11 protein-coding genes are annotated in these 11,129 nt (G+C 59.6%); 4 read left to right on the forward strand and 7 right to left on the reverse strand.

All coding sequences use genetic code 11. From position 1 onward, the window contains the following. Positions 1-73 precede the first annotated feature (73 nt). From AC1DK3_RS14590 to AC1DK3_RS14600, 3 genes are read right to left on the reverse strand one after another with little or no spacing between them, the layout of a single operon-like run. Positions 74-673, reverse strand: a complete 600-nt coding sequence (locus tag AC1DK3_RS14590) for a hypothetical protein (RefSeq protein WP_477192986.1) — start codon at positions 671-673, stop codon at positions 74-76. After that, positions 670-1,335 (reverse strand): hypothetical protein, encoded by a 666-nt coding sequence (locus AC1DK3_RS14595; RefSeq protein WP_477192987.1) that lies wholly within the window; start codon positions 1,333-1,335, stop codon positions 670-672. The genes AC1DK3_RS14590 and AC1DK3_RS14595 overlap by 4 nt, the downstream gene beginning before the upstream one ends. Then, positions 1,332-2,066 (reverse strand): MotA/TolQ/ExbB proton channel family protein, encoded by a 735-nt coding sequence (locus tag AC1DK3_RS14600; protein WP_477193414.1) that lies wholly within the window; start codon positions 2,064-2,066, stop codon positions 1,332-1,334. Before AC1DK3_RS14600 ends, AC1DK3_RS14595 begins: the two co-directional genes overlap by 4 nt. A 254-nt stretch (positions 2,067-2,320) precedes the next feature. Here AC1DK3_RS14600 and AC1DK3_RS14605 point away from each other — a divergent pair, with 254 nt between their 5' ends. Both AC1DK3_RS14605 and AC1DK3_RS14610 read left to right on the forward strand, forming a co-directional pair. Then, entirely contained in the window at positions 2,321-3,712 is a 1,392-nt protein-coding gene (locus AC1DK3_RS14605) for a HAMP domain-containing sensor histidine kinase (RefSeq protein WP_477193415.1), read from the forward strand. Continuing rightward, entirely contained in the window at positions 3,709-4,377 is a 669-nt protein-coding gene (locus AC1DK3_RS14610) for a response regulator (protein WP_477192988.1), read from the forward strand. Before AC1DK3_RS14605 ends, AC1DK3_RS14610 begins: the two co-directional genes overlap by 4 nt. A 2-nt stretch (positions 4,378-4,379) precedes the next feature. Here the strand turns inward: AC1DK3_RS14610 and AC1DK3_RS14615 are convergent, their stop codons facing one another. Beyond that, positions 4,380-4,976, reverse strand: a complete 597-nt coding sequence (locus AC1DK3_RS14615; protein WP_477192989.1) for a DUF938 domain-containing protein — start codon at positions 4,974-4,976, stop codon at positions 4,380-4,382. Positions 4,977-5,171: 195 nt separating this feature from the next. Continuing rightward, positions 5,172-6,866: a carboxylesterase/lipase family protein gene (locus tag AC1DK3_RS14620; RefSeq protein ID WP_477192990.1), complete on the reverse strand. Its 1,695-nt coding sequence runs from the start codon at positions 6,864-6,866 to the stop codon at positions 5,172-5,174. Between the two features lie 369 nt (positions 6,867-7,235). Between AC1DK3_RS14620 and AC1DK3_RS14625 the strand changes: the two genes are divergently transcribed. Then, positions 7,236-8,978 carry a carboxylesterase/lipase family protein gene (locus tag AC1DK3_RS14625; protein WP_477192991.1) on the forward strand — a complete coding sequence of 581 codons (1,743 nt, stop codon included), beginning with the start codon at positions 7,236-7,238 and terminating at the stop codon, positions 8,976-8,978. A gap of 41 nt (positions 8,979-9,019) precedes the next feature. Here the strand turns inward: AC1DK3_RS14625 and AC1DK3_RS14630 are convergent, their stop codons facing one another. Next, entirely contained in the window at positions 9,020-9,409 is a 390-nt protein-coding gene (locus AC1DK3_RS14630; RefSeq protein WP_477192992.1) for a hypothetical protein, read from the reverse strand. A gap of 433 nt (positions 9,410-9,842) precedes the next feature. Between AC1DK3_RS14630 and AC1DK3_RS14635 the strand changes: the two genes are divergently transcribed. Continuing rightward, entirely contained in the window at positions 9,843-10,523 is a 681-nt protein-coding gene (locus AC1DK3_RS14635; protein WP_477192993.1) for a hypothetical protein, read from the forward strand. 9 nt (positions 10,524-10,532) lie between these two features. On the opposite strand, the gene AC1DK3_RS14640 is transcribed toward AC1DK3_RS14635, so the two are convergent. Further along, entirely contained in the window at positions 10,533-11,057 is a 525-nt protein-coding gene (locus AC1DK3_RS14640; RefSeq protein ID WP_477192994.1) for a nucleoside deaminase, read from the reverse strand. Positions 11,058-11,129 lie beyond the last annotated feature (72 nt).

Here is an 11,129-nt window from a genome sequence, read left to right on the forward strand (position 1 = left end):
GCGAGCACTCCCTCATTTTTATTTTTATGCGCACTTCTTGATCGCGAAAGCCGAAGCTACCGCACCACGAGCATCACGGATCGTCTTTGGGCGGCAACGTGGGCGGAGGTAAAGGCGCGAATTCGATGGCAGGCGCGCCGCCGGCGAGAAACGTGGTATCGAGAAGTCCCCCACCCGATGGATCTCCTCCGATGCCGCCACCCGTGCGAACAGCCGCGCCTCCGGGATTGTCTTGTCCGCCGCCCGAACCGAAATCTTTGGGCTTTCCCCACAGATGGTGATCGAGCTTGAGCTCGTTCTTGGCTGCTTCGACTTTTTGCGCGAGTGCCGCCGAATAGGGGAGTACGAACGCGCGCGGCACCTGGCTCGGCCGATTTTTTTCGTCCAGTTCCTCGACCCATAAATGGATGGCGCCGGGCTCGTTGTTGACGACATTGCTTTCGACGACCCGCGCCCACAACAGTTCAAATCGCGGTGGCAAGCCTTCGTAGGCAGACCAACCGAGAAGCCCTTGCAGCCTGAAGAAGACGACAACATAGAGCACGCTGGTCGCGATGATCGCGCCTGTCTTGGCCTTCACTCCGAGATTGCTTCGCGTGAGCGCGATCAACAGCAGGACGCCGAGCGCCGCATACGCAAGCGCAAGTCCGAGAATTTCGCTTTGCAGGCTCATTTGCCGTCGCCTTTGTCCATGCCCATGCCGGTCCAAACCGAGCCGTTGAAAGAGGCGAGCTCGCGTAACAACGACTTCTGCTCGCGGTTGACACCGGTAACTTGGCCCTCTTTATCCATCGTGAAGCGAACAGCCGTTTTCTCTTCGCCGCTGCTGTTGAGCTCAATCGTGTCGTAATGCACGACCTGCACGGTGGGATTGAGCCTCTCGACCTTCACCGATACCGGCACCGGTTTTCCGGAGGTCGCCGTGAAATGGTAGACATTCACCGTGTATTCGCCCGGAACGATGCCGCGAATGCTGACGATTTCCTGCCGGATCGGTGAATTGACCTTGGTGTCCCCGACAAGGATGAAGTCATTCGCGCCACCGCGGTCGTCGCGATCGAGCACCAGGAACCCCGCCTCGCGCCGGCGATAAAAAGCGATATGCCCGAGCGGGTCTTGCACGAAGAGATCGATATCGTCGGGATGGTTATCCGGCCACGAAATGGTGATGAGAAATTCAGCCTTCGTATCGACCTTGCCGCTCTTCGCGTCCGGCGCCACCATCAGCAGCGTGATGAAGAACAGAAAGGCGACGACCTGTAGCGCCTTGAACAGCATGACGCCAAACGGATCGAACGGCTCGTCGCGCGAAGCGAGATCAAACTCGTCGATCATTTGCTTCCCGCCGTCTGCCGTTCGAGGGCCGAGACGACATGAACCTCGGTCATACCGACAGCGTGATTGAAGAGCCGGCTCGTGGCATCATCGAGCATGTAATACTGTATTTTGATCAGGATCGACCCGACGAGGCCCGCAAGCGTCGTGTACATGGCGACCGCCATGCCGTCGCCCATGAGCGTCATGGATGACCTGAGCGCCGCGCGATTTTCGGCATCCAGTCCGGCGATGGGCGCCAGCATCATGATGAAGCCGACAATCGTTCCGAGCAGCCCAAGCTTCATCAACGTGTCGCTCGCGAACGAGCCGAAGTGGTTGGATCCCCGCAACTGTCCCGCGAGGCCACGCAGAAGAAGCGTTTGATCGAGGCGCCCGCCTCCCTGCAAACCGGCCTTCGTCGCCAGATTGCGAATATGCGACGTGACGAGGCCCTTCGGGAGTTCGCCGGCGACGCCCGCGGCGCTCTCGTGAAAAGCGAGAAGGCGGCTGTCTGCCGCCACCAGTTGTCCTGCCCGACGCGCCGCGTCGTCTTCACGGGAGATGATGATCGTCCGCCAGAGGCAATGCAGCGAGGCCCCGATATAGAGCACCGCAATCAACGACGAAATATGCGTGCGGTCGCTGACGACCATCTGCTGGATCAGGCCGAAGTGCCAGAGCAGAACCGCCGCGAAAAGGGTCACGCCGGTGAAGATCATCCAGTGCAGCAGCGGCGTGCGGCGCAGCAATGCCGGCGTCTCATTCCGAGGGTCGCCCCTGAGAAGCTTTCGAAATTCCCCACGATATTCCAAGTTCACATTTCCCACGCCGGTTAAAGCCCCGTTCGGGTCGAGAACTGAAGGCAACACGCCATTTTGGAGAAGGGCACAGGCCCCGCGAGACGTTAGGCAAAATGCCCGACCATGGGTTAGGCTATTGCCAAAGGGTCCGTTGTCGGTCCCAAATCATCCGGCGCAAAAGATGGAGCCAAGCCGTGCATTTGATGGTCCGCCTCGTAGGTCGCCTTTTGGCCGTTGTGCTGTTGTGCCTTGCGGGCGCGATTGGCTGGGTCATGGTCGATGCCCATCGCTCGATCGAGAACGAAACGGCCGCAACCGCAGATCGCGTTAGCCAGCGTCTCGAAGGCCTTTACTGGCAAAAGCTCGTGTGGCGCGATGGCATGAGCCGAGACTCGCTGCTCCCCATGCCCGACTGGGAAACGCTGGCGACCGCGAGCGTCGTTTCCCCCGGTATTTGCGTGACATTCAAGCCGCCCGGCGTCGATCCTCGAGAACTCTGCAGTCAAATCGAAGCCCTGGGCGCACCCGCACCCGCGTGGTTCGGAGCGACCTATGATTTTCTCTTCGGCCAGCAGACACCGGAAAAACGCTATCTTTCAGTCCGGGATAAAGATGCCGGCTACGTCGTTTCCGCCGCTCAGCGGGATGGCGAGTTGCGCCTCGCCTGGCATCAAGTCTCGATCGTCGTTGGCGTCGCTATTGCGATGGCGGCAGCGATAGCCGTGCTCACGACGCTGATGATCGGCCATGCACTGATCCCGGCGCGGACCATCATCGAGGGATTGCGAAAATTGCAGCAAGGCGACCTCGCGTGGCGGCTGCCGCGGTTCCGTACCGCTGAATTCAATCTGATCGCCCGTGCCGTCAACGACCTGTCCGAGGAACTTGAGCGCACCAATGCGGCGCGAACAGCGCTGACGACCAAGCTGTTTCAAGTCCAGGAAGAGGAGCGCCGCGCGCTTGCGCGTGACCTCCACGACGAATTCGGCCAGTGCTTGACGGCAACGGCAGCCCTCGCGGCCAGCATCGAAGCGGGAGCCCCCGCCGACCGCCAGGATCTCGTCGAAGACGCGCGCGCGATCACCCGCGCCCAGCGGCGCATGATGGAAAATCTTCGCGGGGCGCTCGTGCGTCTGCGCTCCCAGAACATTGATGAGATCGGCCTTGAAGCCAGCCTTCGCCAACTTGTGTCGGACCACAACACGCAGTCTGCCTCCCGCGCGGTCGTCCGCTTGAACGTCATCGGCAAGATGACTTCGTTGCCGAAGCAGGTCGCCATCGACATTTACCGCGTCGCTCAAGAGTGCCTGACCAATGCAATGAAGCACGGTTCGCCGACGGAGGTGCGCTTAAGGGTAGAGCATGTCGGCGTCGCACGCGACACGATCAGCCTGACCGTGGAGGACGACGGCGGCGGCGATGCGAGCAACATCAGCCGTGGCAACGGTCACGGAATTCTCGGGATGCGGGAGCGCATAGCCGCGCTCGGCGGCAGTCTGTCCATCGCCAAAGCGACAAAGGGCATTCGCGTAGCAGCCATCATTCCGGTGCTCGGAGTTCCCAGCGGGCTGGCCTTCGGTGAGGCGGCCGCATGAGTGCGGTCACGATCCTTCTCGTGGACGATCACCCGATCGTCCGCGAAGGTTACCATCGGCTGCTCGAACGTCAGGACGGGCTTCACGTTTGCGCGGAGGCCGATGATGCCGAGCAAGCGTATCGCGCCTACAAGGAACACCGGCCGAACGTCGTCGTCATGGACCTCACCCTGCCGGGCGCGAGCGGACTCGAAGGCGTGCGCCATATTCGGCAGTGGGACAAAGACGCCAAGATCCTGGTCTTCACGATGCACTTGGGCGTCGCCTTCGCACTCAAGGCATTCGAAGCCGGCGCATCCGGTTACGTAACGAAAAGCAGCGCGCCGGGAGAATTGGTGAAGGCCGTGAAGGCGGTCGCAGCCGGTGGCCGCTTCCTGAGCGAAGATATTTCTCGCGCTATTGCAGCAGACCGACTTGCGGGACCGGAGCGCGTCATCGACCAGCTTGGCCCTCGCGAAACCGAAATTCTTCGGCTTCTAGCCACCGGCCTCACGAGCGAAGCCATCGCGGAGATGCTCAATCTCAGCACGAAAACAGTGCGTAACCATCACTACGCGATCAAAGGCAAGATCGGAGCGCAAAACGATGCGCATCTCGTCTGGCTTGCTGTGAGTGCTGGTCTGGTCACCATCGAAGACGCGAGATTTGAAGCTCAGCCGTCGTAGATTTAGCCGGTCTGGCGCCTGCGAAACACAACCGACAGATTGTTCGCCGGCATGTCGTGTACCTCAGGCCCCTTGAAACCGTGCAGCTCGGCCAAACGCGCAACGCTTTCCAGATCGCGTACACCCCACTCCGGATTTTTCGCCCGCAGCTCTCGATCGAATGCTTCATTGCTCGGCGCCGTGTGCCGGCCGTTTCTGCGAAAAGGCCCGTAAAGAAATAAGATCCCTCCCGGAACTGTGATCGTTTCTGCGCCGCGGATAAAAGCTTCCGCCGCCGCCCAAGGCGCAATATGGATCATGTTGAGGCATATGACAGCCGAGGCAGAGCCGATTGGCCAAGGCTGATCGATTACATCAAGGCGGAGCGGTTCACCTACGTTCGGCAACGCTTCTGCCGCCCGCCAACCCGCGATGGATTTGAGACTTTCCTCGTCGCGTTCGGTCGGCTGCCAATGCAGATACGGCATCTGCCGGGCGAAATGCACGATGTGCTGCCCCGTGCCGCTGCTCACCTCGAGGATGAGACCATGATCTGGCAAGAGCCGCGTGAGCAGGTCCGCGACCGGGCCCTTGTTGCGCTCCGCTGATGGGCTGACCAACCGGTGTTCCGAAAGACTGTCCAAGTTTTCACACTGCATGCCCAGAGCCGATTTCCCTGTGGGGGACTAGATCAGAAAGCTTCGCCCACCATCATAACATACGCGTTCCCGAATTCACCGGTCAGTGACGCAAGGAAGCGCATCGAAAAGCCGATGCAATGGCAGTGCCCCCGGCCACTGCATCGGCATGCTGTATCAATAGCTCAACTGCGGATCCCAGAAATCGCACTTGTAGGCGGCTCTGAAATTCGCAATCGACGTCGTCGAAAGCGGTATGTCCTGGACGAAATATTTGGCGCCGCTTCCGCCGTCGAATTTCGGCCACGGCGAATTTCCGGAGCCGTTGGGATTGCCGGTATCTGCAAAGTTTGTCCAAGCCGCAACGATCTGGTCGGACAAGACTGTCTCCTGCTGATTGATCTCGCGCGGCTGACCTGAATTCTGGTCGAGGTTCACGCCCAAATTCCCGCCGTGCCAGTTATTGAAGACGAATTGAATATCGATCGTATGTGCGGCGAGCGGTTTGAAACCGGGCATTTTGGGAAAGTAATACGGGGCATTCTGATACGTGAAATCGTAGGCATAAGTCGGCACCTGAGGCGCCCATAGCTGTACGACGTGAAGCTCGCGACACTTGTTCGGATCGGTCAAGTACCGTTCGTAAGCAAGCATCGGATCGCCGCCGTACGCCGAGAGCGGATACTGTGCCGCAGCAGGACCGGTGACGGCCGCCGCATATTGCGCCGCTGTCATCGGAGCTTGCGGCGGCCCCGAGAAGTATTCCGTGATGCCGGTTATGAACGTCAACTCGTCCTTCACCGCGCCACCCATGATCGGCATCTTGTTGAACTTGCCGCTCGAGAATGCCTGTTGCGGCGTCAAAGGAATGATCGTTCCGTCGACAAAAGGACCCGACGTATATTGTCCGTCGGCATTCGGCGTACCCTGAAGCTGCAGAATACGAGCGGCAGTCAATCCGCGCAGACAATTTGCAGCAGCCGCGTTCGACCCCGAGCATCCTGCCGCGGTGCCGAAATTCTTCCCCTTGGTCAGCGCGTCGCTCGCAGATGGAAGCGTCGCGAAGAAGCCTGGCGAGCTTTGATAGATAGCTCTGTTGAAGAGCCCGCGGGCCAAGGGCGACACTTGGTTTACTCCCGTGTCGACCGCACCGGCGGACTGGCCACCGAGCGCGACCCGGTTTGGATCGCCGCCAAACGAGGCGATGTTGCGTTGAACCCAACGAAGCGCAGCTTGCTGATCGAGAGCGCCGTAATTGCCCCAGAGATGGCCTTCGCCATTGACGGCAGGATGCGAGAAGAAACCGAACACGCCTAAGCGATAATTGATCGTCACGACGACCGACGCGACGCCGTCAGGCCCACCTTGCGCAAGTTTGCTTGCGTCGTAATCGACGGTCTCCCCGTCGATGTTGCCGCCACCGTGGATCCACACGATGACCGGCTTCTTCTTTCCGTTGTGACTGCTCCCCGTCGAGAAGACATTCAAATAGAGGCAATCCTCGGTCGTGCTGGACGGACCGGCGAAGGCACCGAGCTCAGTCACCTGCGGACACGGATTGGCGAATTGCGTCGCGTCGAGTGAGCCCTTCCATTTGTTGACGGATTGCGGCGGCTGCCACCGAAGCTTTCCGACCGGCGGCGCGGCGTAGGGAATGCCGAGGAAAATACTGACGCCGTTCTTGCTGAACCCGCGAACGTTTCCATCGCCGGTGCTAACCGTTGGTCCATCATTGTCCGCCAGTGCGGCTCCGGCAAACGCCACTGCCGCGAAGGACGCCACGCAAACTCCTCGCGCAATTATGGAGAGAGACGACGAATGGGGCCGGCGCCCCCGAAAATCGGAAGACTTGATCAAGGCAATTACTCCCATACAAAAAATTTTCTGTTGTTGATCGCAGCTAATAGCGCGGCGCCGGCACTCAGGTGTCGGCGCGGGATCATGTGCCCGCATGCGGGTGGATCTGTTTTCCGATGAAATGAAAAACGCGGCTACGCTGAGAGCGTACCGTTCTCGTCAATGAGTGCACGCAGTGTGCACGCCCCCAGAGCCGCTCCAAAAAAAGCGAACGACGCATCTCACAATTTTTTTGGGCCAGTGCGCTCTCGAAGAGATTCGGTACACCTCGCACCGAGCAATGCTTTTGAAAGCGCGCTTCGCTGCTCCTGCTCCCGCAAAATTCTGTCGGCGAGCGCGAACGAACACACTCGGAGAATTAAAAAAACGCCAAGGAGCAGAGATATGAGTAGATCTTATAGTCAGCGATACCGCAGCGCATGGAGCAGAAGCGCCTTTGTGCTTTCGCTAGCCGCTGCAGGTATCGCATGCACGCCGGCATTCGCACACGACGACGATTCGGATAGCCGACACGGCGGACCCACCGTCTCTGTCACAGATGGTAAAGTGCAAGGATACTCGAAGAATGGCGTCAACGTCTTCTTGGGCATCCCATACGCTGCGCCGCCCGTCGGAAAGCTTCGTTGGCAGCCGCCGCAGCCGGCGAATAAATGGAAGGGCACGCTCGACGCGACGCAGTTCGCCAACACCTGCCCGCAAGTCACCGAACTCGGAGCATTTGCGGGTCCGACGAGCATCACCGAAGACTGTCTCTATCTGAACGTCTTCACGACCGGTAACAGCAATAAAAAGAAAGGCGTCATCGTCTGGATCCACGGCGGCGGCAACGTCGACGGTGAATCGAATGACTACGACGGGACGAAACTCGCCCAAGGCGGCCCGGATGGAAAAGAAACCGTTGTCGTCACTCTGAATTACCGCATGGGACTGTTCGGTTATCTCTCGCATCCGGCACTGAACAGCGAAGGCCATCTGTGGGGCAACTACGGCATCATGGATATTCAAGCCGTGCTTCGCTGGGTTCAACGCAATATTGCGGCGTTCGGAGGCGATCCGAATAAAGTGGCTGTTGGCGGACAATCGGCCGGCGCAACAGACACCGGCGCGAACGTCCTCTCGCCTTTGGCCACCAATCTCTTCAACCGGGCGATTTATGAGAGCGGACCTCTGCCGAATCTCCCGGCGGCGACGACGGCCCAAACCAACGGGCAGAACTTTGCTGTCGCGGCGGGATGCCCCACGACCTCGGGCAAGCCGGCAGCTTCCTGTCTCCGAGATCTGACTGCCGCGAGAATTCTGCAGCTCCAAGGCACGCCGAACGCCAACGGGCCTTACATCACGGGTCCGTTCGTTGACGGCACTGTCATTCCGATTGCGCCTGAGAAGGCGTGGACCACCGGAAAGTACAACAAGATGCCGACCATGGGCGGCCGCGTTCGCGATGAAGGCAATTTCGGTATCAGCATTACCGAGTACTTCTCCGGACCGCCTCAGGTACCGATGACTGCGGATCAATTCACTGCCGCGGTGACCAGAACATACTCCGGCAACGCTGGCCCTGGCGGCGCGCCACCGGCCTACCCGGCAGGAACTGCGACGGCCGTGCTCAATCAGTATCCGTTGTCGGCCTACGGCAACGATCCGATGAAAGCCTACAATAGGGTGACGACGGACGCGCAGAAATGTCAGGCCGATCACGTCCTGAATCTTTGGGCGCCACAGATACCGACATACGGCTATGACTTCACCTACTCCGACGCGCCCTACTACTTCCCGAAAATGCCGGGCTTCAAACCGAACGCGGCGCATACGATCGACATCCAGTTCCTCTTCAACAACTGGCATGGCGGTCAGCTCGGCGTGAACCTCGACCAAACGACGGGAGCGCCTCGCGATCTCAATCAGACGGAAAGCAAACTTTCCGATCAGCTGGTTGCCGCGTGGACCAACTTCGCCGCAACGGGAAATCCGAACGGTTCGGGGAACTCGCCCTGGCCGAAATACGCCGGCGGCAACGCGAACTACCTCGTTCAGGATATTCCTCTCTCGACGAACGGCCGCTCGAGCTACCGAGCTACGTACAAGTGCGATTTCTGGGATACGGTTTTGCTGTATCCGCTGCAGTAATTTAAGGTCCCGAGCAACTTTAGGGCCGCTTCAGCGCGGCCCTATTTTTGTCCCGGCATATGATAGGAGATAACCAGGAGCGCCGTCAGAATTGACGAAAGCAAACCCGCGAGTGCGCCAATGTAGACCGGCAAAAGGGCGCTCGAGAGCGCAGCAACTTCAAAGCCCGCGAGACTTCCGATGATCGAGGCAATGACGGCGAAGATAAAGACCGGCATTGGCAACGCCTGCTCGAACTCGCCGACGCCGAAGCCCAATTCGACTAGCGCATTACGCGACACCACCGCGACCACCGTACCCGACAGGCCAGAAAGCACCGCAAGCAGCGCGTTGGGGTCCATCGCGTTACCGAACACCATGCCGGCGAAAGCTCCGACGGCCGTGCCGATGCCGAGGACGACCAGCAAGCTCACAGTCGTTATATCGCCCACAGCACACCTCTTCAGCGATGGGATCCGTCGCACCGGCACTTACCCAGTGCCCCGGTAATCCCGACTGCATCATCGTCCCACGACCGGTCCGTGATTGGAGAAGAGGCGCGGAACGCGCGAAACAAATTGTAAAAATGCATTGGCAAATTTGACTCGACGCCCAAAGTCGCCGCCGCGACAGGCAGGGTGCGAACGCATTGTCGAGAAACACATCGTCGGGAGAGGCGCCTGCAGCGCCGCGGCGATTGACGCCACCGAGTAGAAAAATCGTGCAGATCGGTCCCGAGACCCGATTTTTCAGGATCGGCAACCAGCCGATGGAATAGGCCATAAGGCGAATTGCGGTGCACAGCCGCGGCCGATATGCCGTTCGCGCATGCGCCGCGTTGCTTAGGCTGGCACGCATCGGGGAATTCAAAGGCGGGGGCAGGTCATGACCGACATCATCGGCGGGACGAATGACAGCTACGTTGTGATCGGATTTTTCACGCCGGACTATCGGCCGTTGGCTTCGCGTCTCGCCGAGGATTTGTCGAAGTTCGATATTCCCCACCACCTCTACGCGACAACGGCTGCGGAGTGGCACGCAGCGACCTTGCTCAAGCCCGTCTACATAAAGCGCGCGAGGGCCGAATACCCCGCAAAGACAATTGTCAGCATGGATGTCGATTGTAGCATCAAGGAACCCATAGCGTCGGGGCTCGCGATCAGCGCCGACGTCGGCTTGGCGTTCAATGAAATACGAGAGCGCGCGGCGCGGCTTTATCCGACGTCCAGAGTGACGGTATGGAGCCCGACAACCGGGGCAACCAGGCTTCTGGATAATTGGTCGGAGCTTTGCCAGCGGGCCGAAGTGAACAACGACGAGATTCTGCTGATGGTTGCTATCGCCAAAACGGTCGGCACATCCCTTCAGGCGCTTCCCGGCACGCATCGCGGTCTAGAGTGGTCGAAGGCCCCGGCGAATTCCGCAATCGTCCACGATAGCGCCCGGACAAAAGCAAAAAGCAAGAACGTCCGAAGGCGGCTTCTGCGGGCAACCCGCGAGTTCGTAACGATGACGTTGTTCGGCGCGACCGTCGCCGACCGCAAACTTGGCAAGCGTCTGTCTTAGCAACCGGCTCTACTTGAATAACTTCATCGCATCCTCGCCGAGCACGGGTCCGGCTATGTCGATGGAAACGAACGGTGCCTTGGACGCCACGTCCTCGGCCGACAGCATGATCTGACCTATCTTCGTCGAAAGTTGTTCGACCGACGCGGCGTAAACGAGCCGTCCGATGCCACACCACAGGATCGCGCCCATGCACATGCAGCAGGGCTCACCCGAGGTGTAGAGTGTTGTATTCCCCTCGAGCGCATCCGGGCCGTGAGCCGCGAGGAAAGCCCGTATCGCCACCATCTCGCCGTGTGCGGTCGGATCTCTATCGGCGCGCGTCCGGTTGTGCCCACGCGCCATGACCTCCCCATTTTTGACGATGACCGCGCCGAAAGGAAACTCCGCTTTCGCGGCCTCCTCGATCGCGAGCTTCATGAAAACATCATCATCAGGCAGGACGGCCGTCTGGCGAGCGGCTGCTTCGCCGGCGCCTGTCATCGCGGCCGCAATGAGCGTCATTCCACCTTGAAGCACGGTTCGCCGATGCATTTTTTTATTCCCCACGTTGCCGATGACGGCCCTACCCGCTTTTAGACTTATTTTGCATTAATCGGATCGAAG

It is taken from the genome of Hyphomicrobium sp. 01T421 (assembly GCF_056398805.1).